General features: G+C 66.4%; 22 protein-coding genes. 21 read left to right on the top strand and 1 reads right to left on the bottom strand.

Translation table 11 applies throughout. The features are described from left to right. Window position 1: 1 nt before the first annotated feature. The 7 genes from MJ643_RS02905 (at window position 2) to madM (ending at window position 4,857) form a co-directional block, all read left to right on the top strand. The gene (locus tag MJ643_RS02905) at window positions 2-301 is read left to right on the top strand and encodes a malonate decarboxylase subunit delta (protein ID WP_024087234.1); all 300 of its coding nucleotides are present in this window, start codon (window positions 2-4) and stop codon (window positions 299-301) included. After that, the gene (locus MJ643_RS02910) at window positions 294-1,142 is read left to right on the top strand and encodes a biotin-independent malonate decarboxylase subunit beta (RefSeq protein WP_208209133.1); all 849 of its coding nucleotides are present in this window, start codon (window positions 294-296) and stop codon (window positions 1,140-1,142) included. The genes MJ643_RS02905 and MJ643_RS02910 overlap by 8 nt, the downstream gene beginning before the upstream one ends. Beyond that, window positions 1,139-1,930 (top strand): biotin-independent malonate decarboxylase subunit gamma, encoded by a 792-nt coding sequence (gene mdcE, locus MJ643_RS02915; protein WP_024087232.1) that lies wholly within the window; start codon window positions 1,139-1,141, stop codon window positions 1,928-1,930. The genes MJ643_RS02910 and mdcE overlap by 4 nt, the downstream gene beginning before the upstream one ends. 1 nt (window position 1,931) lies before the next feature. Continuing rightward, entirely contained in the window at window positions 1,932-2,546 is a 615-nt protein-coding gene (locus MJ643_RS02920; RefSeq protein WP_038409729.1) for a malonate decarboxylase holo-ACP synthase, read from the top strand. Next, the gene (mdcH, locus tag MJ643_RS02925; RefSeq protein ID WP_013972873.1) at window positions 2,543-3,463 is read left to right on the top strand and encodes a malonate decarboxylase subunit epsilon; all 921 of its coding nucleotides are present in this window, start codon (window positions 2,543-2,545) and stop codon (window positions 3,461-3,463) included. Before MJ643_RS02920 ends, mdcH begins: the two co-directional genes overlap by 4 nt. A gap of 204 nt (window positions 3,464-3,667) precedes the next feature. Further along, window positions 3,668-4,090 (top strand): malonate transporter subunit MadL, encoded by a 423-nt coding sequence (gene madL, locus MJ643_RS02930; RefSeq protein WP_003258591.1) that lies wholly within the window; start codon window positions 3,668-3,670, stop codon window positions 4,088-4,090. Window positions 4,091-4,092: 2 nt separating this feature from the next. Next, window positions 4,093-4,857 (top strand): malonate transporter subunit MadM, encoded by a 765-nt coding sequence (gene madM / locus MJ643_RS02935; protein ID WP_208209134.1) that lies wholly within the window; start codon window positions 4,093-4,095, stop codon window positions 4,855-4,857. Between the two features lie 223 nt (window positions 4,858-5,080). Here the strand turns inward: madM and MJ643_RS02940 are convergent, their stop codons facing one another. Further along, window positions 5,081-5,347 carry a hypothetical protein gene (locus MJ643_RS02940; RefSeq protein WP_023662334.1) on the bottom strand — a complete coding sequence of 89 codons (267 nt, stop codon included), beginning with the start codon at window positions 5,345-5,347 and terminating at the stop codon, window positions 5,081-5,083. Between the two features lie 640 nt (window positions 5,348-5,987). Between MJ643_RS02940 and mnxG the strand changes: the two genes are divergently transcribed. The 14 genes from mnxG to MJ643_RS03010 all read left to right on the top strand — a co-directional run bounded on the left by mnxG (window position 5,988) and on the right by MJ643_RS03010 (window position 24,895). Next, complete coding sequence (gene mnxG, locus MJ643_RS02945; RefSeq protein ID WP_208209135.1) at window positions 5,988-11,834, top strand: manganese-oxidizing multicopper oxidase MnxG; 5,847 nt, start codon at window positions 5,988-5,990, stop codon at window positions 11,832-11,834. A 20-nt stretch (window positions 11,835-11,854) separates the two neighbouring features. Then, window positions 11,855-13,831, top strand: a complete 1,977-nt coding sequence (locus MJ643_RS02950; RefSeq protein WP_208209136.1) for a YncE family protein — start codon at window positions 11,855-11,857, stop codon at window positions 13,829-13,831. Further along, window positions 13,828-14,484 carry an SCO family protein gene (locus tag MJ643_RS02955; RefSeq protein ID WP_013972869.1) on the top strand — a complete coding sequence of 219 codons (657 nt, stop codon included), beginning with the start codon at window positions 13,828-13,830 and terminating at the stop codon, window positions 14,482-14,484. The genes MJ643_RS02950 and MJ643_RS02955 overlap by 4 nt, the downstream gene beginning before the upstream one ends. Next, window positions 14,481-15,146 carry an SCO family protein gene (locus MJ643_RS02960; RefSeq protein WP_208209137.1) on the top strand — a complete coding sequence of 222 codons (666 nt, stop codon included), beginning with the start codon at window positions 14,481-14,483 and terminating at the stop codon, window positions 15,144-15,146. The genes MJ643_RS02955 and MJ643_RS02960 overlap by 4 nt, the downstream gene beginning before the upstream one ends. Window positions 15,147-15,385: 239 nt before the next feature. Further along, a complete protein-coding gene (locus MJ643_RS02965; RefSeq protein WP_208209138.1) occupies window positions 15,386-16,876 on the top strand; it encodes an ABC transporter substrate-binding protein in 1,491 nt (496 codons plus the stop codon). Between the two features lie 12 nt (window positions 16,877-16,888). Beyond that, complete coding sequence (locus tag MJ643_RS02970; protein ID WP_208209139.1) at window positions 16,889-17,530, top strand: SurA N-terminal domain-containing protein; 642 nt, start codon at window positions 16,889-16,891, stop codon at window positions 17,528-17,530. Window positions 17,531-17,779: 249 nt separating this feature from the next. Beyond that, entirely contained in the window at window positions 17,780-18,313 is a 534-nt protein-coding gene (locus MJ643_RS02975; RefSeq protein WP_031325917.1) for a response regulator, read from the top strand. 60 nt (window positions 18,314-18,373) lie between these two features. Next, window positions 18,374-20,179 carry a GspE/PulE family protein gene (locus MJ643_RS02980; RefSeq protein WP_024087224.1) on the top strand — a complete coding sequence of 602 codons (1,806 nt, stop codon included), beginning with the start codon at window positions 18,374-18,376 and terminating at the stop codon, window positions 20,177-20,179. Continuing rightward, window positions 20,163-20,954: a hypothetical protein gene (locus MJ643_RS02985; protein ID WP_024087223.1), complete on the top strand. Its 792-nt coding sequence runs from the start codon at window positions 20,163-20,165 to the stop codon at window positions 20,952-20,954. Before MJ643_RS02980 ends, MJ643_RS02985 begins: the two co-directional genes overlap by 17 nt. 1 nt (window position 20,955) lies before the next feature. Beyond that, complete coding sequence (locus MJ643_RS02990) at window positions 20,956-21,498, top strand: PilN domain-containing protein (RefSeq protein ID WP_208209140.1); 543 nt, start codon at window positions 20,956-20,958, stop codon at window positions 21,496-21,498. Then, window positions 21,485-22,048 (top strand): type 4a pilus biogenesis protein PilO, encoded by a 564-nt coding sequence (pilO, locus tag MJ643_RS02995; protein WP_208209141.1) that lies wholly within the window; start codon window positions 21,485-21,487, stop codon window positions 22,046-22,048. The genes MJ643_RS02990 and pilO overlap by 14 nt, the downstream gene beginning before the upstream one ends. Then, complete coding sequence (locus MJ643_RS03000) at window positions 22,048-22,557, top strand: hypothetical protein (RefSeq protein WP_208209142.1); 510 nt, start codon at window positions 22,048-22,050, stop codon at window positions 22,555-22,557. Before pilO ends, MJ643_RS03000 begins: the two co-directional genes overlap by 1 nt. Then, window positions 22,554-24,419, top strand: a complete 1,866-nt coding sequence (locus MJ643_RS03005) for a secretin N-terminal domain-containing protein (RefSeq protein ID WP_015270590.1) — start codon at window positions 22,554-22,556, stop codon at window positions 24,417-24,419. Before MJ643_RS03000 ends, MJ643_RS03005 begins: the two co-directional genes overlap by 4 nt. Beyond that, window positions 24,416-24,895, top strand: a complete 480-nt coding sequence (locus MJ643_RS03010) for a type II secretion system protein (RefSeq protein WP_085720390.1) — start codon at window positions 24,416-24,418, stop codon at window positions 24,893-24,895. The genes MJ643_RS03005 and MJ643_RS03010 overlap by 4 nt, the downstream gene beginning before the upstream one ends. Window positions 24,896-24,899: the final 4 nt, after the last annotated feature.

Raw genomic sequence — 24,899 nt, forward strand, 5'->3', positions numbered from 1 at the left:
CATGGAAACCCTGACCTTTCAATTCCCCGCCGCCGCCCCTGGGCGTGGCCGCACGCTGGTGGGCTGCGTCAGCTCCGGCGACCTTGAAGTGCTGATCGAACCCGGCACCGCCGGTAGCCTGCAAATCCAGGTGGTGACTTCGGTCAACGGCAGCGCTGCCCGCTGGGCGCAGCTGTTCCAGCGCCTGTTCGAGGGCCGCACCTGGCCGGCCGTGAACATCGACATCCATGATTTCGGCGCCACCCCAGGCGTGGTGCGCCTGCGCCTGGAGCAAGGCTTCGAGGAGATCGCCCATGACTGATATCGCGCGCTTGCTGCACAGCCGCAGCTTTGTCGAACTGGGCGCCCGCCAGCGCGCCCGCGCCGTGCTCGACCCGGGCAGCTTCCGTGAACTGCTGGGGCCGTTCGACCGGCTGATGTCACCGTGGCTGCCGCGCCAGGGCATCGTGCCCCAGGCCGATGATGGCGTGGTCATCGCCAAGGGCCTGCTGAACGGGCGCAACGCTGTGGTTGCCGCCATCGAAGGCGGCTTCCAGGGCGGCAGCATGGGCGAAGTGGGGGGGGCCAAGATCGCCGGTGCGCTGGAACTGGCCATCGAAGACAACCGCAACGGCATCCCTACCTGCGCCGTGCTGCTGCTGGAAACCGGCGGTGTACGCCTGCAGGAAGCCAACCTGGGCCTGGCGGCGATTGCCGAAATACAGGCGGCGATTGTCGAGCTGCGCGCCTGGCAGCCGGTGGTCGGCCTGGTCGCAGGTTCGGTCGGCTGTTTCGGCGGCATGTCCATCGCCGCCGGCCTGTGCAGCCACTTGCTGGTCACCCGCGAAGCCCGCCTGGGCCTCAACGGCCCGCAGGTAATCGAGCAGGAAGCGGGCATCGGTGAATACGACGCCAAGGACCGCCCCTTCATCTGGAGCTTGACTGGCGGCGAGCAGCGCCACGCCAGCGGCCTGGTCGATGCCTGTGTGGCCGATGACATCGAGGCGTTGCGCGAACGCTTGCTGCAATTGCTCGACGAGCCTTCAAGGGATCGCGCCGGTCAACACGCCTGGTTCCTCGAACGCCTGGCCCGGCTGGGCGATGACTGCACGCAACTGGATGCCGCTGCCGTGCGTGACCTTTACCAAGGAGAAGCCAAATGAACCGTGCCTTGAACTGGCTGCCGGGCCTGGCCGGTGGGCAAGCCTTGCCCGGCTACCCCGCGTCGTTGCGGGTAATCGATGGCGAACTGGACAACCGCCTGGCGCGTTTCATCGCCGTGGTGCCGGACACCGACAACCCGTTCCCCCGGGCGCGCTCGGGCGAAGTCGGCCTGCTGGAAGGCTGGGGCCTGGCCAAGGCCGTGAGCGAAGCGGTCGAGGCTGACCGCCACGGTCAGAAGCGCGCCATCGTCGCGGTGATCGACGTGCCCAGCCAGGCCTATGGCCGCCGTGAGGAGGCGTTGGGAATTCACCAGGCTTTGGCCGCTGCGGTGCAGGCCTATGCCCAGGCGCGGTTGGCCGGGCACCCGGTGATAGGCCTGCTGGTCGGCAAGGCCATGTCCGGTGCCTTCCTGGCCCACGGTTACCAGGCCCAGCGCCTGATCGCCCTGGATGATGCCGGGGTCATGGTGCACGCCATGGGCAAGGCGGCGGCAGCGCGCATCACCCTGCGCAGCGTCGAGCAACTGGAAGCCCTGGCCGCCGAGGTGCCGCCGATGGCCTACGACCTGGCCAGCTACGCCTCCCTGGGCCTGCTGTGGCGCCGCCTGACGGTGGACAACGCCGAGACGCCGAGCAGTGCCGACATCGCCCAGGTACGTGCCTGCCTGGCTGATGCGGTGCGCGACATCGGCAGCTCGAGCGACCTGTCGTCGCGGCTGGCGGGCGAAAACCGCAGCGCCTCGCGCCAGGTGCGCGAACAGCTGCGCCGCCAGTGGCAGGGCGCTTGAGATGAACGCGCCAAGGCCGCACGACCTGCTCTGGGGCATGCCCCTATCGGGCCTGCCTGCTGATGCGCCGCGTTGGGCGCAGGATGTGCTGCTGAGCGGCCAGCCGGTGGTGGTGCGCCGTGCCACCTGTGCGGACGGCTGGGTGGCGGTGGGGCTGCGTGGCCAGGGTAGGGCGCAGCGGTCGGGTGTACTGATGCGGCTGGCCGATATCCGGTGTCAGCAAGGCCCCGAAGCGCTGCGCTGGCAAGCTGAGAGCCCTTGGCCTGCATTGCAGGCCCTGGCCTCGGTCGCCCCGGTACTGGATGCCAGCGGCCTGGCCTGGGGGCCGACAGGTGGGGTGGGGTACCAGATCGCCACTGGTATGGAGGTGGTACACGCCGACAGCGACCTGGACTTGCTGCTGCGCACGCCACAACCGCTGGCCAGGGCGCAGGCGCGTGAGCTGCTGGATATCCTCGATTGCGCGCCTTGTCGAATCGACCTGCAGCTGGAAACCCCGGCGGGTGCCGTCGCCCTGCGTGAGTGGGCCGGCTGCGCCCGCCGCGTGCTGCTCAAGTCGGCCCATGGCCCACGCCTGGTCAGCGACCCATGGGCAGCGATGGAGCGTGCCGCATGAGCAGCCTGTTCGCCTTCCCCGGCCAGGGCGCCCAGCAGGTGGGCATGCTGCAGCGCCTGCCTGAGGGCGCCGGGCAATTGCTGGAAGAGGCCAGTGACACCCTCGGCCAGCAGGCCCTGGCGCTGGACAGCCAGCAGGCCCTGCAGACGACCCGTGCCGTGCAGCTGTGCCTGCTGCTGGCTGGCGTGGCCTGGGCGCGCTGGCTGATGCAGCGCAGCCCCGCGCCGGATTACGTGGCAGGCTTGTCGATTGGCGCCTACCCGGCGGCGGTCACGGCGGGCGCCCTGGGCTTTGCCGATGCCGTGCGCCTGGTTGCCCTGCGTGGCGAACTGATGCAGCGCGCTTATCCGCAAGGCTACGGCATGACCGCACTCAGCGGCCTGGACCTGGCCTGTGTCGAACGCTTGCTGAGCGATACGGGCGGCGAGGTGTATGTCGCCAACCTCAACAGCGACAACCAGATCGTCATCGCCGGCAGCGATGGCGCGATGGCTGCGGTTGCCGCCAGGGCACGCCGCCTGGGCCAGGGCGTGGCCCGGCGCCTGGCGGTCAGCGTGCCGTCGCATTGCCCGTTGCTGGATGGCCCGGCGGCCGAACTGGCCAGTGCCTTCGCCACGGTCGAGCTGCAGCGACCGCGCATCACCTACCTCAGCGGCAGCAGCGCACGGCCGATATTCGACCCACAGCGTCTGCGCGACGACCTGGCCGGCAACATGGCGCGGGTGGTCGACTGGCGTGCTACGTTGCGCAACGCCTATGAGCGTGGCGTGCGCCTGCACCTGGAATTGCCGCCCGGCAACGTGCTCGGCGGGCTGGCCCGGCCGGTGTTCGAACAGGGCAGGGTGGTTGCTGTTGAAGGCACCCGCTGGGACACCCTGGATGCGCTGCTGCGCCAGGAGGTGGCCGACGAACGATGACAGCGACACTGCGGCGGATGGTGACCCCTGTGGGAGCGGCTTTAGCCGCGAAGAATCCAACGCGGTGCATGGCACCGGCTGCGCCGGTGTTCGCGGCTAAAGCCGCTCCCACAGAGTTCAGTTCCATGGGGGCAAAAGCCGCACAAAAGTGTGTTTACGAAGAACAACAACAAGCAACTTCGACACTACCTGAGGACAACAACAATGATCATCTATGGTGTGGCACTGCTGGCGGTCTGCACGCTTGCCGGCGTCATCGTCGGCGACTTCCTGGGCGTGCTGCTGGGCGTCAAATCCAATGTGGGCGGGGTCGGCATCGCCATGATCCTGCTGATCTGCGCACGCCTGTACATGCACCGCAACGGCGGCATGAGCAAGGAATGCGAGTTCGGCGTGGGCTTCTGGGGCGCCATGTACATCCCGGTGGTGGTGGCCATGGCTGCCCAACAGAACGTGGTCACCGCCCTGCACGGCGGGCCGGTGGCGTTGCTGGCGGCGGTGGGTGCGGTACTGGTGTGCGGTGCGACCATTGCCCTGATCAGCCGCAGCCACCGCGGCGAACCCCTGCCGGCAGTGGAGGCCGGCCCCGAAAGCAATGTGCAGGCCGCCCCTGCAGGAGGGCGTTGATCATGTGGCCGATCATTGAAAATGCCCTGGAACATAACGGTTTGATCACTGCCTTTGCGGTGGTGGGCGCGATCATGTGGTTGTCGGTGGTGCTGTCGAAGTACCTGACCTTCGGCCGCGTGCACGGCTCGGCCATCGCCATCGTCATCGGCCTGGTGCTGGCCTGGGTCGGCGGCACCATTACCGGTGGCCAGAAAGGCCTGGCCGACATGGCGCTGTTCTCCGGCATCGGCCTGATGGGCGGCGCCATGCTACGCGACTTCGCCATTGTCGCCACGGCCTTCGAGGTGCAGGCCACCGAGGCGCGCAGGGCCGGGATGATCGGCGCGGTGGCGCTGCTGCTCGGCACGGTGCTGCCATTCATTGTCGGCGCTGCGGTGGCCTACGCCTTCGGTTACCGTGATGCGGTGAGCATGACCACCATTGGTGCGGGTGCGGTGACCTATATCGTCGGGCCGGTGACCGGGGCAGCGTTGGGGGCCAGCTCGGACGTGATGGCGCTGTCGATTGCCACCGGGCTGATCAAGGCGATCCTGGTGATGGTGTTCACCCCGGTATCGGCGCGCCTGCTGGCGCTGGACAACCCACGTTCGGCGATGGTGTTCGGCGGGTTGGCGGGGACGGTGTCGGGGGTGACGGCCGGGCTGGCGGCGACCGACCGGCGCCTGGTGCCGTACGGGGCGCTGACAGCCGCCTTCCATACCGGGCTGGGCTGCCTGATGGGCCCGTCGATCCTGTACTTCTGCGTACGCGCCCTGGTTGGGTGACATCAATCCCCTGGACTGCGCAGACCCCTTGTAGGAGCGGCCTTGTGTCGCGATCGGGCCGCAACGCGGCCCCAGCGATATCCGCACCGCAGCCAAGATCCTGGGGCCGCTGCGCGCCCCATCGCGACACAAGGCCGCTCCCACAGGTACAGCGATAACCTCGAGAGCAATGCTGTACCTGTGGGAGCTGGCTTGCCGGGCGATGAGGCCAGTCGACTCTACTTCAATGCCAGGTGATATCCCCGGCCTGCCGGTGGAACAGCAACTCTGTCAGGGCCTTGGTCATCTGAACATGATGCACCGCATTGACCAACATATTGATGCCGGGCTCGCCGGCGTTGGCGCAGATGAATTCGTCCAGCGTATCTTCGATGCCAGACATCAGCTGAAGGGAGTGGATCAGAGCGTCAACCGAGGGCATGTCCTGGTTGATGGTGTAGAAGGGGCGGGACGTCAGTTTGACGGGTGGGTCGGGGACAAGCTTTTTCATTATGTAATTCCAGCTTCTACTTAGAGGAATGGAACTACCACCTGAATCTTTCTCATGGATTGAAGGTGGCAGCCGTACGCGGGTGTGAGAAAGCCGAGAAGAAGCTAGCAAAGACCCGGCCAGGCGAAAGCCCGCCCACGTACGGCCACCATAGAGGTGCTGCTAGCTTATCTGTCGGGTTCTCATGCCCGGTCACCGGAGCGACCCGGAAACGTTATCCGTGAGGTGTTTCCCCGACAACAGCGATAGTTCGGCAGCGCGCGTAGGATAATTCCTAAGCGGGTTCATTCTGAAGCATTTGGTTTCATGTTCAGAAATGTCTTACAGGTGATGGCTTTGTTGGCTTTGTTGGCTGTGGGGTGTAGGGCGAGAGGTTGGAGTCATGGCTAACATGTGTCCGGCACTACATTGTCGGTGCCAGTGAGATCGAGCGCCGCCCGCGCGGCGCTCGATCTCCCAGGCACTGAAAATCTTGTGACGAGCACCCGCAACCCACCCCCCGTTTCGGGGAAAGCCGCTGGGGAATCCTCCCCAATCTGTTTCGTTTGCCGCTGCAACCTACTGAAAATTAAAGCAATCTGCTCCTGGCATGCACCTTGCTCCAGCTCCACGCAGAGATCCTGTGTCCCGGAGGTGCAGCATGTCCATGCCACTCAAAGGCCCCATCCTGTCATCACTCGTTCTGGCCTTGCTCGGCTGGGAGTCGACCAGCGAAGCCGCCGTGCAGTGCCAGCGCACCCTGGTCGCCAACGTTGTGGCGCTGGACCAGCCACTGATGTTCAACCGCCTTGGCGCGCAAAACGCCAACGGCATGATGTTCGCCCTGCGCGAGGATGTGGTGGACGACAAGATGGTCCCCCTCAGCAGCGGCGGGGCGGCGGTACCGGGCAAGGTCACCCTGCGCCCGGACAAGCGCCCGCGGCCCATCGTGCTGCGGGTGGCCGCCGGTGAATGCCTTACCGTCAACCTGACCAACCTGCTCGACTACAAGGCCAACCCCAACAAGGACGGCATCGAGGCCGAAGAGCCTGAGGGCGAAGAGGAGGGGCCGGAGCTCGAAAATGAAGCCGCCGAAGGCTTCGTCGCCGATGAACAAGTGGCCGAACGCATGGTCGGCTTCCAGGTCAACGGCATGCAGGCGGTCAACAGCATCGCCGACATTTCGGCCTACACCGGGCGTAACGGCAACTTCTTCGTCAGCCCCGGCAGCACCCGCAGCTATACCTTGTACGCCGAACGCGAAGGCGCTTTTGCCGCCACCAGCAAAGCCGCCACCTTCGGCGGCGAGGGCACTGCGGGCAACGTTGCCAACGGCCTGTTCGGCCAGGTAGTGGTAGTGCCCAAGCTCGGCCGCACCTACCGCAATACCCTCACCGAAGAAGAAATGCGCCTGGCCACCACCGGCCGCACCGCCACCGGCCAGCCGGTAATCGATTACGAAGCCCGCTACCCGCAAATGCAACCCTGGATCGCCGAGGGCAAGGCCGGCAAACCGATCATTGCCATGGTCGACGGCAACGAAATCATCAACAGCGAAACCGATGCCATCGTCATGGGCCCCAACCCCGATGGCAGCTTCCCCAAATCCACCTACCCGCTGGAAAACCTGGGCAAGCGCAACCCGGCGCTGCCCAACCGCCTGGAGGCGTTCCGCGACTTTGCCTCGCAGTTCGCCGACGAGGTCGCCGGCACCCAGGCGTTCCCGGGCTACTGGGCCGACCCGGTGATGGGCCACGTACTGGAACCCACCCGCGACTCGTTCATGATCAACTACGGTTCCGGTGGCATGGGCGCGGAAGTGGTGGCCAACCGCCTGGGCGTGGGGCCGATGCACGACTGCCTGTCGTGTGCCTATGAGGAGTTCTTCCTCAGTGCGCACACTGTCGGTGACGTCGGTACCCTGGTGGACGTGCCGGCCAACGTCGGCCTGGAGCACATTCGCCCTGGCGAGGTGCCACCGGCCAGTGCCGTCGGGGTCAAGGCCAGCATGGCCCTGTTCCCGGCGGAACCGGCCAACGTGCACCACAGCTACATCGGTGACTTCACCAAGTTCCGCAACACCCACAACGGCCATGAACAGCACATCTTCCACCTGCACGGCCACCAGTGGCTGTTCAACCCCAATGACGACAATTCCGACTACATCGATGCCCAGGGCATCGGCGCGGGGGTCGGCTACACCTACGAAATCGCCAACGGCGGTGCGGGCAACCGCAACCGGGTGGCGGGCGATGCCATTTACCATTGCCACTTCTACCCGCACTTCGCCCAGGGCATGTGGGCCATGTGGCGGGTGCACGACGTGTTCGAGGAAGGCACCCGCCTGGAAGTGAGCGGGCAGGGCGAGAACGGCTTCCACAGCACCCCGTTCGCCCTGCGCAGCGGCAAGCCGGCGGTTGGCGCGCGGGCCTTGCCCGATGGCGAGATCGTTGCGGGTACGCCGATCCCGGCCATCGTGCCGCTGCCCGGCAAGGCCATGGCGCCGATGCCAGGCAAGGTGGTGGTGGTACCGAAGCTGTCCGAAGAGCTGGTTGCCGCCAATGACGACGACGAGCCCGAAGAAGAAGAGGATGAAGAACCAGCCAACCAGGAGCCGGTTCGCAAGGCCATCGGCTCGCTGGCGCTGGTCGACCGCAGTGACGCCAACCGCAACGCCGACGGCACCTTGAAAAACCCTGGCTATCCGTTCTGGATCGGCGGCATGGAAAGCAGTGTGGGCAACCGCCCACCAACCCCGCCACTGGACATGCTCGACCCGGTCATGGCACGCCAGCTCAAGGAAAGCGGCAAGGCGCTGTGGGCCAACCTTGACCCGAACCAGGTCGATGGCTGGGATGGCGGCCTGGGGCGCCACGCGCTGGACGGCGTATCTGCAGGCGGCGAGGCCGAAACCACCACCACCAAGCTCGATTTCACCAAGGTGGTACACAAGGCCAAGCCCATCTACCTGCCGGAAGAGGGCACCGATGTCGAGCAGGCGGCCATGCAGTTCCATGCCCAGGCCGAACACCAAAGCTTTGCCCTGATCCCCGGCAGCCAGCCGGTGGCCAAGGCGTTCCGCACCAACGGCGCCTTGCCGACTGCCGGCGCGCCGTTCTACGAGCCATGCATGGATGACCGGGGCAAACGCCTGACCCAATCTTCCGGGGTAGGCGAGTTCTTCAGCGGCGAAAGCCTTTCGGGCCTGAACTTCCGGGGCTCCTCGGCCTTCACCGCCGACCACCCACGCATCTACAAGGGCGCCAACATCCAGTTCGACGCGGTGTACAACAAGGTCGGCTACCACTTCCCGCAGGCCCGCATCATCGCCCTGTGGGAGGACGCCTGGCCGGTGATCACCAAGCAGCGCCCGCCAGAGCCACTGGTGATGCGCATGAACACCTTCGACTGCACCATGTACCAGCACACCAACCTGATCCCGAACATCTACGAGATGGACGACTACCAGGTGCGCACCCCGACCGACGTGATCGGCCAGCACATCCACCTGCCCAAGTGGGACCTGACCGCCGCCGACGGCTCGGCCAACGGCTGGAACTACGAAGACGGCATCCTCTCGCCCGGCAGCGTGGTCGAGCGGGTGCAGGCCATTCGTGCCTACAACGGCTGCACCCAGGGCGATAGCCGCGACGGCACCGCCGCCTGCCCGCAAGCCCGGCAGCACCCATACTTCGGCCGCTTCGGCCGGGCCGACTGGCTGGGCGCACGCACGGCCATGCAGCGCTGGTTCGCCGACCCGCTGGTGAACGTGTACAACGTCGACCGTGGCCTGGGCACCATCTTCACCCACGACCACCTCGGCCCATCGACCCACCAGCAGCTTGGGTTGTATGCCACCGTACTGGCCGAACCGGCCAACTCCACCTGGTACCACGCCGAAACCGGCGAGAAGCTGTACAACCCGGCCACGCGCCAGGACGGTGGCCCGACCTCGTGGCAGGCGGTGATCCAGACCGGTGACCACGATGGTGACGGCAAGAACGACAGCTACCGCGAGTTCTTCCTGGAATACAGCGACTTCCAGCACGCCTACGAGGCCGGTGTATACGTCGGCGCCGGGCCGGACGGCATCCCCAATGCCCAGTCGTACCCGGCCACCGCCGACAGCTTCCGCTACGCCATCAACCCGCCGGTGCGCGGCAAGGCGTCGAACCTGCTGGAGGCCATCGTCGAGGAACGCGGCGGCATCAACCCGGGCTGCCCAAGCCGGCCCTGCCCGCAGGCAATCTCGGTGGATGACCCGGGCATGTTCGTCGTCAACTACCGCAACGAGCCCCTGGCCCTGCGTGTGTACGACCCGAACAAGGTCGGCCCGGACGGCAAGCGTGGCATGCAGGCCGACGGCCTGGCCGGCGACCTCAGCTATGCCTTGCAAACCCGTACCGACCGGGCGATTCCGGCCATGAACCTGGCTCCGTCGGCGATTACTTCGGCCGTGGGCCCCACCGGCGGCACCACGCTGTTCCCGCCGCACATCAACGCGGCCGGCAGCGAACCGGGCGACCCGTTTACCCCGATGCTGCGCACCTACTCCGGTGACAACGTACGCCTGCGCATGCACGCCGGCGGCCATGAAGAGGAGCACAACGTCACCTTGCATGGCGTGAAGTGGCTGCAGAACGGCACCGGCTACGGCAACAGCTCCAACTCGGGCTGGAAGTCATCGCAGATGATCGGTATTTCCGAGCAACTGGGCTTCATGGCGCCGGTGTCGATGATCTCCAGTTCGGCGGCCACCAACGGTGACTACCTGTATTCCCTGGACGCGGCCCTGGAGGGCTACTGGAACGGCATCTGGGGCATCATGCGCAACTACACCGCGCAGCGTGCCGACCTGTTCCCGCTGCCCAACAACCCGCAGCCGGTGGCCATGCGCAACACCGTCAACTTCGACGGCATCTGCCCGAAAACCACGGCCAACCCCAACGGCATCGGCAGCCGCCCGACCGTCAAGCGCAGCTACGAAATCGTCGCGGCACTGGCCAACGACATTCTCGAGAACCGCAACGGCGTCAGCATCAACGACCCGGCCGGTGTCGGCCAGCATGTCGGCGGCCCGCTCAAGGCCAATGGCGGCACCTTGGTGTTCAACAGCCGCAAGACCGCCATCCCGCTGGTCAGTGGGGTAGACCCCGAAGATGGGGAACCCTTCACCATCGGTGGCCACAGCGCGCCGCTGCACGACCCGACCGCGATCCTGTACGTGCGCAAGGCCGACCTGGACGCCACCACCGGCAAGCTCAAGGCGGGCGTGCCCGTGGAGCCCCTGGTGCTGCGCGCCAACGCCGGCGACTGCATCAGCATCACCCTGGAAAACCGCCTGCCGCTGGTGATGCCGGACCTGCCCAGCACTGCGGTGATGCACAACGTGGTCAAGCGTGACCGCTTCGACAGCGAGGGTGCCACTGCCTTTGCCAACAACCTGATGCGGCCGTCCAGCCACGTGGGCCTGCATGCCCAGCTGCTGGCCTACGACATCACCAAGTCCGATGGCGCCAACGTCGGCCTCAACCCGGTGCAGACCGTAGCCCCGCGTGCCGGCACCAGTGGCGCCTGGCCGACCCGTACCTACCAGTACTATGCCGGCCACCTGGAGCGTGAAGGCAAGCCGGTGTCGCAGCTGGGCCGCACGGTGGACAACATCAACACCACGGCCATCGAGTTCGGCGGCCTCAACCTGACCCCGTCGGACTTCATCAAGCAGCCGCAGAAAGGCCTGGTGGGTGCCATGAGCATCCTGCCGCAGACCGCCACCTGGACCGAGGACAGCGCAACACGGGCCCAGGCCACGGTCAAGGTCACCGGCCAGCCCGACTACCGCGACTTCGTCACGGTCTGGCAGCGCGCGCTGAACATGCGCTGGGCCGACGGCCGCCCGGTGGAGGGCATCAATACCGAAGGCAACGGCGCCGCCGGCGACCCGCAGGACAACGGCAACATGGCGGTCAACTACAAGACCGAACCCCTGTGGCTGCGCTTCGGCATGGCCCCCGACTCACCCTTCGGCCGCGCCGGTGGCCTGGGCTTTGGCGATGTGCCCAATGCCCACATGGCCTACGCCAACGCCCTGGTCGGTGGCGACCCGCAAACCCCGGTGCTGTACGCCAAGCCCGGCCAGCCGGTGCGCAACCATATCGTGATGCCCAGTGGTGGCAGCCGCGGCATGGTCTACCAGCTGGATGGCCACTTGTGGCCGCTGCACAACTACCAGGCCGAGAAGAACGACGTGGACGGCTACCCGCTGAGCCTGCCTGGCATCGGCTCGGTGCGCTTCGGCTACAACCCGATGGCCATGTACATCGGTGCCCAGGAAAGCGTGCTGCCGGCCGCGCACTTCAGCTTCATGCTGCCCAGTGCCGGCGGCGCCAACGCGGTGGCGGGTGACTACCTGTTCCGCGACTACGCCGCCTACGGCAACCTCTCGGGGCTGTGGGGGATCTTGCGGGTGACCAATGAAGCGCCGCCGGCAACGGCACCGGCGCAGTGACGGTAAATGGGGGCGCGAAAATGAACAAGAAGACCCGCCTTGCATGCATGGGGGTTGCACTGGGGGCAGCGCTGATCGGCCTGGGCGTGGCCTATGAAAGCCTGTGGTGCGATCCGCGCGAGTATTTGCAGGGCTCTGCCGACCCGCAGGCCCCGCATCGGCTCAGCCGCGACGGTGTGACCGTGGAGTTCGAGGCCCGGCCGCTGGCGGGGGATGAGCTGCAGGAGGGCAGCTTCGCCACCATCCGTTTCAAGGTCAGCGACCAGGCCAGTGGCCAACCGCTGTCGGGCATGGCCCCGGGGGCGTGGCTCGACCCGACGCAGTCGGCCCCGGAGGGCGACCGCGACCAGAGCTGCAAGGCCCGTGTCGCGCTGTTCCTCAAAAGCAGCATTGGCGCGCGGCCTTTGCTCGACCTGAACAGTTACTTCCTGTTGATGATGAACAAGGACGCCAGCCTGACGGTGATCGACCCGACCGTATCGGTGGGCGGCGTGACCAGCACCATGGCCCGCATCGACCTGCCTGGGCAGCCCATGGACTGGGTAGCCACCGCTGACGACAGGCAGGTGTTCGTGTCCATTCCCGAGCGCGGCAAGGTCTCGGTGATCGACACCGAGACCTTCACCCGCGTGGCCGACCTGGACGCTGGCGACCAACCGCTGCGCGTGGCCCTGCAACCGGACCAGCACCGGCTTTGGGTAGGCAACAACAGCAGCGACCCGGCCAAGGGCGGGGTAACGGTGATAGACGTACCGGGGCGCAACACCCTGAAAACCTTCAACACCGGCGGCGGCCACCACGAAATCGCCTTCAGTGGTGACTCCCGCTACGCCTATGTCAGCAACCGCGACAGCGGCACCCTGAGCGTGATCGACATCCCGGAAATGCGCCTGGCCAAGACCATCAAGGTTGGCCCGCACCCGCTGTCGGTCAGCTATTCGGCGTTGTCCCAGGCGGTGTACGTGGTCGATGGCGAGGAGGGCAGCGTGCGCGTGTTCGATGCCCGCAACCACCAGCTGCGCCACACGGTCCAGGCCGAGCAGGGCCTGGGGCCGATGCGTTTCAGCAGCGATGGCCGCTATGGCATCGTGCTCAACACCCTGGAGAACCAGGCCCTGGTGATCGACGCCAGTACCGACAAGCTGATCCACCGGATCCCGGTGGCGGCCGAACCGTATCAGCTGACTTTCACCAAGGGCTATGCCTACGTGCGCGGCCTGGCTTCACCGAAGGTGAGCATGATCAACCTGGCCAGCCTGGGCGACGGGCGTTCGCCGATCATCCAGGGCTTCGAGGCCGGCCCGGCGGCGCCACGCCAGGCTGGCGACCTGCCGCTGGCTCAGGGGCTGTCGGTGTCGCGCGATGACAATTCGGTGTTCGTGGTCAACCCGGTGGACAACACCACCTACTTCTACGCCGAAGGCATGAACGCACCGATGTCCGGCTACAACAACCGTGGCCACCAGGCCCGTGCCGCCATCGTCGTCGACCGCAGCCTGCGCGAACTGGCGCCGGGCGTGTATGGCTCGACGGTGAAGATGCCCGCCGCCGGCAAGTTCGACGTGGCCTTTTTGCTCAACCAGCCGCAGATCATCCACTGCTTCAGCACCGATGTGATCGCAGCGCCGAATGCCGGCAAGCGCAAGGGCGCACATGCCGAGTTCATCGGCCTGGACCGGCCGTTGTCGCAGCACAGCGCCGTGACCGCACGGGTGCGCATCGTCGGCGACGACGGCCTGCCGCGCCTGGGCCTGAGCGACCTGAGCCTGCGCTACTTCCTGGCGCCTTCGTCGATGCCACGCAACCTGCAGCTGGAGGAGGTGGGCGAGGGCATCTATCAGGCAGCGCTGAGCCTGCCCGAAGCTGGTGCCTGGTACCTGCACGTGCAGTCGCCGTCGCTGGGGCGCAAGTTCGCCGAAGAAAACTACACCAGCCTGCGCGTGCTGCCGGCCGCAACGTCCACCGTTTCCGATAATGACGTGAGGAATCTGCGATGAACGCCAAGCATGTTTGCACACTGTTGGCCCTGAGCCTGGCTTTTGCCGGCAACCTGGCCCTGGCCCATGGCGGCCACGACCATAACGGCCACGCCGAACAGCCGCCAGCGGCGCGCCAGGAAAAGGCCAGCGTGCGCTTTGCCGATGTCTCGCTGCTGAACCAGGACGGCATGCCGGTACGCCTGGAAAAAGACCTGGTAGGCGACCACCTGGTGGTCATGGGCTTTATCTACACCAGCTGCACCACGGTGTGCCCGGTGGTGTCGTCGATCATGGGCAAGGTCCAGCAGCAACTGGGTGGCCGGGTGGGGCAAGACATTCACCTGGTATCGATCAGCGTCGACCCGCAACGTGACGACGCCAAGCGCCTGCAGGACTACGCCAAGGCCTTCCAGAAGGGGCCGGGCTGGAGCTGGCTGACCGGCACGCCATATGCCATCAGCGAAACCCTCAAGGGCCTGGGCAGCTTCAGCGCCGACCTCAGCCAGCACCCGCCGCTGATCCTGGTGGGGGACGGGCGCACCGGCCACTGGACGCGCTACTACGGCTTCACCGACCCGGCAGTGCTGATCGACGAAATCAACCGCCTGGGCGCCCGCCGGGTGCATGCCAAGAGCACGGCGATTGCCGACCATCACGAGGTGCAACCATGAGCCTGGTAAGCTCCCGCCGCGCAGGCATGCGCGGTTTTGACTGGCTGATGCTGGGTGGCTGCCTGTGGATCCTCGCCTCGGTGGCGTTCGCCCATCAAGGCCATGCCCCGCAGGCGCCAGAACCGCAGCCGGCACCGCAGGCGATGACCAGTGGCGGCGGTACCCGCGATGCCCAGGCCTGGTTCACCGACACTGTGCTCAAGGACCAGAATGGCCGCGAGCTGCGCTTCTACAGCGATGTGCTCAAGGACAAGGTGGTGATGCTCAACGTGATCTTCACCCATTGCACCGACGCCTGCCCGCTGATTACCCGCAAGTTGCGCGAAGTGCGCGAGACCATGGGGCCGCAGCTGGCCAGCCAGGTGACCTTTGTGTCGATCAGCAGCGACCCGCTCAATGACACCCCCGAAGTGCTCAAGGCGTTTGCCGGGAAGCAGGGCGTGGATGGGCCCAACTGGTTGTTCCTGACCGGTGACAAGGCCAATGTCGACCTGGTGCTCGGGCGCATCGGCCAGTTCCTGCCCAGCCCCGAGCAGCATTCGACACAGCTGATTGCCGGCGATGTGGCCGGCAAGCGCTGGAGCAAGATCCGCCCGGATGCACCGCCGGCGGCGATTGCCCAGCGCATGCAGTTGCTGGCACTGCCTTTGGCAGGGCGGTGAGTATCATGCGATTCCTGCGGCATTGGCCTCTGTGGCATCTGCCACTCTGGGAACTCCCTTTGTGGATGCGGTCTTTGTGGGAGCGGCCTTGCGTCGCGAAAGGAGCGCGCAGCGCTCCCCGTTATCTGGGGTGGTGCAACTATCGCCGGGGCTGCTGCGCAGCCCTTTCGCGACGCAAGGCCGCTCCCACAAAGGCCGCTCCCACAGGGCTTGCGATCTGGTTGGCGTTTGTGCTCGGCATGGCACACTTTTCTTCTGCCTTTGCCTTGGACCTGACCGAACATGAACAAGCCGGCAAACACCTCTACCGCCAGGGCGTCTCCAACAGCGACGCACAACTGCAGGCCCGGGTCGGTGCCAGCGACATGACGGTCCCCGCCAGCGTGCTGCCCTGTGCCAGCTGCCACGGCAACGATGGCCGCGGCCGTGCCGAAGGGGGCGTACGCCCGCCCAGCCTCGACTGGCAGCGCCTGGCGCTAGGCCAGGGCGAACGCGAGGTCAACGGCCGCCGCTATCCGGCCTACAGCGACAGCAGCCTGGCCCGGGCGATTCAGCACGGCGTCGACCCGGCAGGCAATCGCCTGGACCCGGCCATGCCGCGCTTCGAACTCACCTTGGCCGACCAGCGCAACCTCACGGCCTACCTCAAGCGCCTGGCCCAGGAGCGCGACCCCGGCGTGGAGGAGGGCGTGCTGCGCCTGGGGACCTTGCTGCCGGCATCCGGCCCGCTGACCGAGGCCGGGCAGGTGGTGCGTGCGGTGCTGGAAGACGGCCTGACGCAACTCAACCAGCAGGGTGGCATCCACGGGCGACGCCTGGAGCTGGTGGTGCTTGACCCGGGATCCGACCCGGCTAGCGCCGAACGGGCGCTGAAGCAGTTGCTGGAGCAGGAGCAGGTGTTCGCCCTGATCGCGCCATTGGCACCCATGCTCGACCAGCGCCTGGCAACCTTGCTGGCGCCCCACAATGTACCGCTGATCGGCAGCACCCCACGCAGCGGCGGCAGCCCACAGATTTTTGACCCGTTGCCCGGCTTGCCCGCGCAATTGCTGAGCCTGGCCGGCCACGCCCGCGCGGCACTGGGGCTGGCTGCCAACGACCTGCGTGTGGTGTATGCCGGCAATGAACAAGCGGCGTTGGCCGAACAGGTGCGCGAACGCCTTCAGCAGCAGGGCTGGTCACCACCTGCGGCCCAGGCCTTTGCTGGCCAGGCCGTGGACGGGCAGGGCATTGTCTTCCTCGGCCGTGCCCAGGCCTTTGCCGAACTGGCTTCGGCGCTGCAGTCAGCCGGCCGCCAGCCATACCTGTTTGCCGCCTCCAGCCAGGTGACCGGCGCCGTGGCGCGCTTGCCCGAGTTTTGGTCGCAACGGGTGTTCCTGGCTTATCCCTACGTGCCTGGGGACTGGACCGAACAGGGCCAGGCGATTCTGGCCGGCCTGCAGCAGCGCCAGGGCCTCGACCCTCGCCAGGCGTCGTTGCAGGTCAACACCCTGTGCGCGCTGCGCCTGCTGAGTGAAGCGTTGAAGCAGACAGGCCGCGACACCAGCCGCGAGCAGCTGATTGCCGCGCTGGAAGGCCTGCATGATGTGTCCACCGGCCTGACCCCGGCCCTGGGCTTCGGCCCCGGTCGCCGCGAGGGCATGGCCGGTGCCCATGTGGTGGCGGTGGCCCTGCCCGGGCCTCGATTCACCGCGGTCACCCCGTACCGGCCACTGCCGGACAGCCCTTGAGCGGAGGTTGCCATGCGCGTTCTGTTGTTGTGCCTGTTGCAGGTGTTGGCCAAGGCAAGCTGGGCCGATATGCCGGCGGCGCGGGTCAATGGTGTGGAGATCGAGACGATGCGCCTGGAGCGCTATTTCAGCGAATACCTGGATGCCCAGGGCCGCGCGGTGGCCAGCATCCGCAACCCGAACCTGTACCAGCGCCTGCGCGACCAGGCACTGAATGAACTGATCGACAAGGAGCTGTTGTGGCAGGAGGCCCAGCGCCGCGGCATAGCCATCAGCGACGAGCAGGTGTCGGCGCATGTGGGCGAGGTCGAGGCCGCACTTGGCAGCCCGGCAATCTTTGAACGGCGGCTGGCGGAAGCGGGCTTCGATAGGGCACAGTACAATGAGTACACCCGGCGCGAGCTGGCCGCGCAGCAGGTGTATGCCCAGCTCAGCGCTGTCGCCGCGCCCAGCCAGGCCGAAGTGGAGGCATTCTACGATGCCAACCTGGAAACCCTGCAAGGAGTGCAGAAACAAAATGACGAACCTTCGGTCATACGCGAACAGGGACTGGTTCAAGCCAGGGCCACGCTCATCGGGCAGCGGGAGGCGCAGGCGCGCCAGTCCGTGCGCCAACGTTTGCGTGCGTCCGCTATCGTGGAGATTGCCGACTGAGGTGACTGATGGCGTTTCCCCAATCATGGGGAATAACGATCTGGCAGTGTGCCATCAGTTTCCCCGCATGTGGGGAACCGGGCCGGTGCGCCTGCCCGCTGCGTTACGGATGTTGATCGGTACCCCCTGGCGAATCAATGACTTACAGTGGTGCAGCATGATTTTTCACGCCTGGCACGAAGCCTGCTCAAGCCTGTACAGGGGCGCACTTCGCAGACCGGGTTACCGGGCAGTTCTTGGGAGTCGACCTTGGTGAACAGAGTATTGGTAGTCGATGACGAACAGACTCTTGCGCAGAACCTGCAAGCGTACCTGCAGGCGCAAGGCCTGGAAGTTCATGTTGCCCACGACGGTGCCAGTGGTATCGAGCAGGCTGCAAGCCTGGCACCGCAAGTGATCGTGCTGGATTACCGCTTGCCCGACATGGAGGGTTTTCAGGTTCTGGAGACCGTACGCAGGAACAGGCAGTGCCACTTCGTGCTGATTACCGCCCACCCCACCGTCGAGGTGCGTGAGCGGGCCGCCGAACTGGGTGTGAGCCATGTCCTGTTCAAGCCGTTCCCGTTGGTGGAACTGGCCCGTGCAGTCTTCGACCTGATGGGCATCGAGCGCCGGCGCAGGGCCACGGACAACCCGGCTGAAGGGTTTGTCGAACGACGCCAGAACAGGAACGAATCGTTCCCCCTGCAGTTGTACGATGGAAGCTGGGTATTGGCCGACCGCCGACGCAACGGCGCCAAGCCCCCGGGGCCCGACGACGATCAACTGCTCACAGGGGAATAGCGGCGCCCGCACCCCTGGCCGAGCCAGCCTGCGACGCGCCCCTGAGCGGAGTCGCAGGCCATGCCAGAAGCATTCGATGCAACCCAGGACGCTCTACCGCCTGCACCGGCCTCTTCGCGGGTAAACCCGCTCCCACAGGGGCACCGCAATTCTGAAGAAATCGGCAATCCTGTGGGAGCGGGTTTACCCGCGAAAGGGCCGGCACAGGTAAAAGCATATTCTGCCTACCCCCGCGAACTGCTGGCCCAGGCCCGCCTGCAAACCAGCGACGAACGCCTGCTCACCCGCCTGGAACAGCTGGCCTGCGACACCCCCGACACCTTCACCCAGCGCCTGGGCCTGACCCTGCATTACCCGGTGCTGGACAGCCACACCCTGCTGGCCAGCACCCCACGCTTCGACAAGGTCAGCCTGGCGATGTGCCTGAAGCGTGAATTCGTCCTGATCGAGCAGGGTAGCCAACTGCTGGGCGTGTTCGCCGACCCCTTCGACCACGCCCGCCTGGCCTGGATCGACGATGTGCTGCAAGGCGCACCGCTGTACCTGGCCCACGCCGCGGACCTCGCCACCTTCCTGGCCCGCCACGAAGAAAGCTTCCACGCCGTGGACGCCCTTGACCACGACGCCGAAACCAGCAGCGAAAGCGACCCGCTGCAGCGCCTGTCGCTGGCCAGCATCAGCGAAGACCAGAGCCGCGTGGTCAAGCTGGTCAACTCCACGCTGTACGACGCCCTCAAGCTGCACGCCAGCGACATCCACCTGGGCATGACCGGCCAGGGCCTGACCATAAAGTACCGCATCGACGGCGTGCTCAACGGCGCCGGCAAGGCCAGCGGCAGCGCCTTCGCCGACCAGGTGATCTCGCGCATCAAGGTGATGGCCGAGCTGGACATCGGCGAAAAACGCGTGCCCCAGGACGGCCGTTTCAAGGTTGCCGTGGGCGACCGGCAAATCGACTTCCGGGTATCGATCATGCCCAGCATCTTCGGCGAAGACGCCGTGCTGCGGGTGCTCGACAAGCAGGACCTGTCCGACCGGGTCAGCGGCGTGCAGCTGCAGGCCCTGGGCTTTGCCGAGGAAACCCTGCGCGCCCTGCGTCGCCTGGCCGCCGAACCCTACGGCATGATCCTGGTCACCGGCCCCACCGGCAGCGGCAAGACCACCACCCTGTACGCCATGATCAGCGAGATCAACCACGGCGTGGACAAGATCATCACCATCGAGGACCCGGTCGAATACCAGCTGCCTGGGGTGTTGCAGATCCCGGTCAACGAGAAGAAGGGCCTGACGTTCGCCCGCGGTCTGCGCTCGATCCTGCGCCACGACCCGGACAAGATCCTGGTCGGTGAAATCCGCGATCCGGACACCGCGCAAATCGCCGTGCAGTCGGCGCTCACCGGCCACCTGGTGTTCACCACCATCCACGCCAACAACGTGTTCGATGTGATCGGCCGTTTCAGCCAGATGCAGGTCGACCCCTACAGCTTCGTCTCCGCGCTCAATGCGGTGCTGGCCCAGCGCCTGATCCGCCTGGCCTGCCCGCACTGCGCCACGCCGTGCGAAGTCGACGACGACACCCTGTACGGCGCGGGCCTGACCCGCGAGGGCGTGGCCGGCTGGAAGTTCGTCCGCGTCCAGGGCTGCGGCCAGTGCCGTGGCAGTGGCTACCGCGGCCGCAGCGCCATCGCCGAACTGCTGCACCTGGACGACGACCTGCGGCAGATGATCGTCGAGCGTCGCCCTCTGTCGCAAATCAAGAACCTCGCCTGCCAGCGTGGCCTGCGCCTGCTGCGGGCCTCGGCCCTGGACCTGGTCCGGGATGGCCGTACCACACTCGAGGAGATCAACCGTGTCACATTCATCTGATCGTGGCGCTTACAGATACAGTGCCGTACTCGGTGCCGAAGGTGTGGGCCTGGGTAGCTGGCACGCCAATCACCACCAATGGCTGGGCAGCCGCGACTTTACCTGCGATGCCGCCCAACCGGCCTGGGAGGCCGCCGTCGACGCCCTGGCCACGCTGCTGGCCGAGCATGCCGTGCGCGGTGCCCAGTTGCGGGTACTGCTGTCGGCCCGGTACAGCCGCTTCTGCCTGGTGCCCTGGAGTGATGCCATCAGCCACCCGCGCGAGCTGGACGCCTACGCCCGGGCCTGTTTCGAAAACCTCTACGGGCAGCCGCTGGACGACTGGCGCATCGTGCTGTCGCCCGAGCCGGCCGGTGCCGCGCGCATCGCCACGGCGTTGCCCGAGGCCCTGCTGCAGCGGCTGCAGGCGCTGGGCCGGGAAAGCCACCTGAGCCTGCGCTCGGTACAGCCGTACCTGATGGCCGCCTACAACCGCTGCTCGGCGCAGCTGGGGCAGGGCGACTTCCTGTTCGTCCTGGCCGAACCGCGCCGCAGCGTGCTGCTGCTGGCTGCCGGCGGGGCCTGGCAGCAAGTGCTGACGCAGGGCTGTGCCGACAGTGACCAGGCCCTGCAAGCACTGATCGAGCGTACCTGCGAGCTGTACGGCGAGCACCTGCCACGGGTCTACCTGCATGCCCCGGGCCGGGGTGACGTGCCGCAACTGGCGGCGGTGCAGCTGTGCCAGCCAGCCAGCGATGCCGACCCACTGTGCGCCATGTGGCGGGCGGTGGCCTGACATGCGCCGCCTCGACCTGGAATTCCAGCCCCGGCGCAGCAGCCCGTTGGCCTGGTCGCTGCTGGCCGTGGCAAGTGCCATGGTCGCCGGCCTGGTGCTGCTGCAACAAAGCTTGCAGGCCGAGCAGGTCGAAGTGGAGGCCAGCGTGCACAGCCTGGAGCAGCAACTGGGGCGTCGCCCGGCCACTGTCGCACCGCTGGGCAGTGCCGCCAGCCGCGAACAGGCCGAGCGCCTGGCGCAGATGCAAAGCGTCTCGCAGCAATTGCAACGGCCTTGGCAGCAGCTGTTCGCCATGCTCGAAGCGCAGCCCCAGGACGACGTGGCGCTGCTAAGCCTGGCCCCCGACGCGCGCAAAGGCCAGCTGCGCATCACCGCCGAGGCGCGCAACCTGGAAGCGATGCTGCAGTACCACCAGCGCCTGGAGGCCAGTGCCGAGCTCAGCGATGTGTCGTTGCTCAACCACGAAGTGCTGGCCGCGCAGCCCGAACACCCGGTGCGCTTCACCCTCACCGCTACCTGGGAGACCGGCCATGCGCGCCCGTGAATCGCTGAACAGCCTGATCCTCCAGGAGCGCCTGCGTCGCGTCGGCCCGGTCGGCCTGGCTGCGGCTGCGGTGGGCCTGCTGGCCGTGGGCGTGCTGTGTGCCGGGGTGTTGCCGCAATGGCAGAACCTGCGCGAACTGCGCGCCACCGAAGCGGACGCCAGCGTGCAGGTCGAGCGGGTCAGGCGTGGCGAGCTGAAGATTGCCATCAAGCCCGAGCAGCAGGCCCTCGACAGCCTGCGCCAGCAACTGCCGGGGCAGCCCCGGGCCAGTGAGCTGATCGAGCGGCTGTACCACCTGGCCAGCGCCGAGCATATCACCCTGGCGCGTGGCGAATATGCCCTGGGCATCGACCCCAAGACGCAACTGGCGCGCTACCAGATCGTGCTGCCGGTACGCGGCAGCTACCCGCAGATTCGCGGCTTCCTCAGGGGCCTGCTCAAGCAGTTGCCGACCCTGGTGCTGGAAGACCTGGAGCTGCAACGCAAACGCATTGGCGACAGCGAACTCAACGCCCGCCTGCGCATGACCCTTTACCTGTCGAGGTCATGATGAACACACAACGTGCTGTCATCTGGGTTGGCTTCCTCGGCGTGAGTGCGGCGCTGGCCTGGGCGCCGGGTCATTGGTTCGGCGAGGAAGACAGTGTTGCCCCCTTCGCGGGCGCGCCCGCCCCCACAAAATCGGCGGTATCCACGGTCCCTGTGGGAGCGGGTTTACCCGCGATAGGGCCGGAACAAGCCTCAAGAGATCTCTTCCCGACCCAACAATGGACCAAACCCCAGGCCCTGGCCACCGTCACCGAACAACCCGTGGTCACCGCACCCGCCGTAGCCGCAGCCCCGACTGCCCCGGCCCTGCCATTCCAGTTCATTGGCCGCATCGGCGACCGCGACGACCTGCAGATCTTCCTGCAGAGCGGCGAAAAACTCTACGTCGTGCGCCAGGGCGACGTGATCGAAGACACCTACCGCCTCGAGCGGGTATCGGCCAGCGAGCTGCACCTGGTCTACCTGCCTTTGCATCAGTCGCAGACTTTGTCTGTAGGGAGCGCACCATGAAGTCGTCAAAGCTGTGCAAACCGGCTCCATTCCTGCTTGTGGCGCTGTGCGTGGCCATTGCCGGCTGCGGCTCCAGTGCGGTACGCAAGGACAGCGAACAGCTGATGAAGGAGGGCCAGTACGAAGCCGGCATCGCCAGCCTGGAAGAAGCCCTGCGCGAAGACCCACGTGACACCGAGCTGAACATCGCCCTGGCCCACAGCCGCCAGGCCGCGGTCGAGGCGCTGCTGACCCAGGCCGACGCCGACCGCATCCGCCACGACTTCGCCAGCGCCCGCATGGGTTATGGCCGGGTGCTGACCCTGGAGCCGAACAACCGCCGCGCCCAGGAAGGCATCCGCCAGCTGGAGCTGATCCGCACCCTCGACGAGCGCGTGGCGCTGGGCCAGGCGGCGCTGCGCCAGGGCGACCTGTTCGGTGCCGAGCGCTACATGCGCGAAGTGCTGCGCCTGGACCCGCAGAACCAGAAGGGCATTGCCCTGCGCAGCGACATCGAGAACGTGCAGGCGCGCACCGCGCAACCGTTCCCGCAACTGCGCAGCAAACTGGAGCGGCCGGTGACCCTGGAGTTTCGCGACGCCAACCTGAAGACCATCTTCGAGGTGCTGTCCCAGGTTGCCGGCATCAACTTCATCTTCGACAAGGACATGCGCCCGGACATGAAGGCCACCATCTTCGTGCGCGAGTTGCGCATCGAGGACGCCGTGGCGCTGCTGCTGGAGCAGAACCAGCTGCGGCAGAAGATCGTCAACGAAAACACCCTGATGATCTACCCCGACTCGCCGCAGAAGACCAAGGACTACCAGGAACTGGTCATGCGCACCTTCTACCTGACCAGCATCGACTCCAACACCGCGCTGAACATGGTCAAGACCATGCTCAAGACCCGCGACGTGTTCGTCGATGAACGCCTCAACACCCTGACCATGCGCGACACCCCCGATGCCGTGCGCATGGCCGAAAAGCTGCTGCAGTCGCAGGACCAGTCCAACCCCGAGGTGGTGCTGGAAGTTGAGGTGATGGAAGTGGCCACTTCGCGCATCCTCGACCTCGGCCTGCAATGGCCCAACACCTTCGGCGTGCTGAGCTCCGACGGCCAGCCGGTAAGCGTGCTCGACCAGCTCAAGGGCATCGACTCCAGCCGCATCAGCATCGCGCCGGCACCGCAGGCCAAGATCAACGCCCAGGACAAGGACATCAACACCCTGGCCAGCCCGGTGATCCGCGTCAGCAACCGCGAGCAGGCGCGCATCCACATCGGCCAGCGGGTGCCGATCATCAGCGCCACCTCGGTGCCGTCCACCCAGGGCCCGGTGATCACCGAAAGCGTCACCTACCTGGACGTGGGCCTGAAGCTTGAGGTGCAGCCCACCGTGCACCTGAACAACGAAGTGGCGATCAAGGTAGCCCTGGAGGTGAGTAACGCCACCCCGCTGGAAGCCACCCGCCAGGGCACCATTCCGGTCCAGGTCGACACCCGCAACGCCCAGACCACCCTGCGCCTGCACGATGGCGAAACCCAGGTGCTGGCCGGCCTGGTGCGCAACGACCACAACGCCAGCGGCAACAAGATCCCGGGCCTTGGCGACATCCCTGGCCTGGGCCGGCTGTTCGGCAGCAACAAGGACGACATGAGCAAGTCGGAGCTGGTGCTGGCGATCACCCCGCGCATCGTGCGCAACCTGCCGTACCAGAGCCCGTCGGACATGGAGTTCGCCACCGGCACCGAGTCGGCCATGCAGGTGCGGCAGATGGCGCCGTTGCCGCCGGCGGATGTGCCTGGCAATGCCCCGGCCACCGATGCCCCGGTGGTGGAAAGCCAGATGGCGATCGCCCCACCCAAAGGGAGCCCGCGGCCATGATCGCGCAGCGCCGCATGCAGGGCTTCAGCCTGATCGAGGTGGTGCTGACCCTGGCACTGCTCGGGCTGCTTGCCAGCATGGCCGCGCCGCTGACTGAAACCGTGGTGCGCCGCGGCAAGGAGCAGCAACTGCGCGAGGCGCTGTACCAGATTCGCGACGCCATCGACGCCTACAAGCGCGCGTTCGATGCCGGCTACATCGAGAAGCGCCTGGACGCCAGTGGCTACCCGCCGAACCTGCAGGTGCTGGTCGACGGCGTGCGCGATGTGCGCAGCGCCAAGGGCGCCAAGTTCTACTTCCTGCGGCGCATCCCGCACGACCCGCTGGTGGCGGCCAAGGGTGAGGACGAAGGCGGGTGGGGGCTGCGCGCCTATGACAGCAGCCCCGAAAACCCGCGCGAAGGTGAAGACGTGTTCGACGTGTATTCCAAGGCCCGCGGCAAAGGCCTGAACAACATCCCCTACGGGCAATGGTGACAGC

The organism is Pseudomonas sp. PNPG3 (genome assembly GCF_023093815.1).
GTDB classification, from domain to species: Bacteria; Pseudomonadota; Gammaproteobacteria; order Pseudomonadales; family Pseudomonadaceae; genus Aquipseudomonas; species Aquipseudomonas asiatica.

What these genes read in the sequence shown, in the direction of transcription:
- MJ643_RS02905 (WP_024087234.1), top strand. Translation starts at nt 2, where the DNA reads ATGGAAACCCTGACCTTTCAATTCCCCGCCGCCGCCCCTGGGCGTGGC.
- MJ643_RS02910 (WP_208209133.1), top strand. Translation starts at nt 294, where the DNA reads ATGACTGATATCGCGCGCTTGCTGCACAGCCGCAGCTTTGTCGAACTG.
- mdcE (WP_024087232.1), top strand. Translation starts at nt 1,139, where the DNA reads ATGAACCGTGCCTTGAACTGGCTGCCGGGCCTGGCCGGTGGGCAAGCC.
- MJ643_RS02920 (WP_038409729.1), top strand. Translation starts at nt 1,932, where the DNA reads ATGAACGCGCCAAGGCCGCACGACCTGCTCTGGGGCATGCCCCTATCG.
- mdcH (WP_013972873.1), top strand. Translation starts at nt 2,543, where the DNA reads ATGAGCAGCCTGTTCGCCTTCCCCGGCCAGGGCGCCCAGCAGGTGGGC.
- madL (WP_003258591.1), top strand. Translation starts at nt 3,668, where the DNA reads ATGATCATCTATGGTGTGGCACTGCTGGCGGTCTGCACGCTTGCCGGC.
- madM (WP_208209134.1), top strand. Translation starts at nt 4,093, where the DNA reads ATGTGGCCGATCATTGAAAATGCCCTGGAACATAACGGTTTGATCACT.
- MJ643_RS02940 (WP_023662334.1), bottom strand. Translation starts at nt 5,347, where the DNA reads ATGAAAAAGCTTGTCCCCGACCCACCCGTCAAACTGACGTCCCGCCCC.
- mnxG (WP_208209135.1), top strand. Translation starts at nt 5,988, where the DNA reads ATGTCCATGCCACTCAAAGGCCCCATCCTGTCATCACTCGTTCTGGCC.
- MJ643_RS02950 (WP_208209136.1), top strand. Translation starts at nt 11,855, where the DNA reads ATGAACAAGAAGACCCGCCTTGCATGCATGGGGGTTGCACTGGGGGCA.
- MJ643_RS02955 (WP_013972869.1), top strand. Translation starts at nt 13,828, where the DNA reads ATGAACGCCAAGCATGTTTGCACACTGTTGGCCCTGAGCCTGGCTTTT.
- MJ643_RS02960 (WP_208209137.1), top strand. Translation starts at nt 14,481, where the DNA reads ATGAGCCTGGTAAGCTCCCGCCGCGCAGGCATGCGCGGTTTTGACTGG.
- MJ643_RS02965 (WP_208209138.1), top strand. Translation starts at nt 15,386, where the DNA reads ATGGCACACTTTTCTTCTGCCTTTGCCTTGGACCTGACCGAACATGAA.
- MJ643_RS02970 (WP_208209139.1), top strand. Translation starts at nt 16,889, where the DNA reads ATGCGCGTTCTGTTGTTGTGCCTGTTGCAGGTGTTGGCCAAGGCAAGC.
- MJ643_RS02980 (WP_024087224.1), top strand. Translation starts at nt 18,374, where the DNA reads ATGCCAGAAGCATTCGATGCAACCCAGGACGCTCTACCGCCTGCACCG.
- MJ643_RS02990 (WP_208209140.1), top strand. Translation starts at nt 20,956, where the DNA reads ATGCGCCGCCTCGACCTGGAATTCCAGCCCCGGCGCAGCAGCCCGTTG.
- pilO (WP_208209141.1), top strand. Translation starts at nt 21,485, where the DNA reads ATGCGCGCCCGTGAATCGCTGAACAGCCTGATCCTCCAGGAGCGCCTG.
- MJ643_RS03000 (WP_208209142.1), top strand. Translation starts at nt 22,048, where the DNA reads ATGAACACACAACGTGCTGTCATCTGGGTTGGCTTCCTCGGCGTGAGT.
- MJ643_RS03005 (WP_015270590.1), top strand. Translation starts at nt 22,554, where the DNA reads ATGAAGTCGTCAAAGCTGTGCAAACCGGCTCCATTCCTGCTTGTGGCG.
- MJ643_RS03010 (WP_085720390.1), top strand. Translation starts at nt 24,416, where the DNA reads ATGATCGCGCAGCGCCGCATGCAGGGCTTCAGCCTGATCGAGGTGGTG.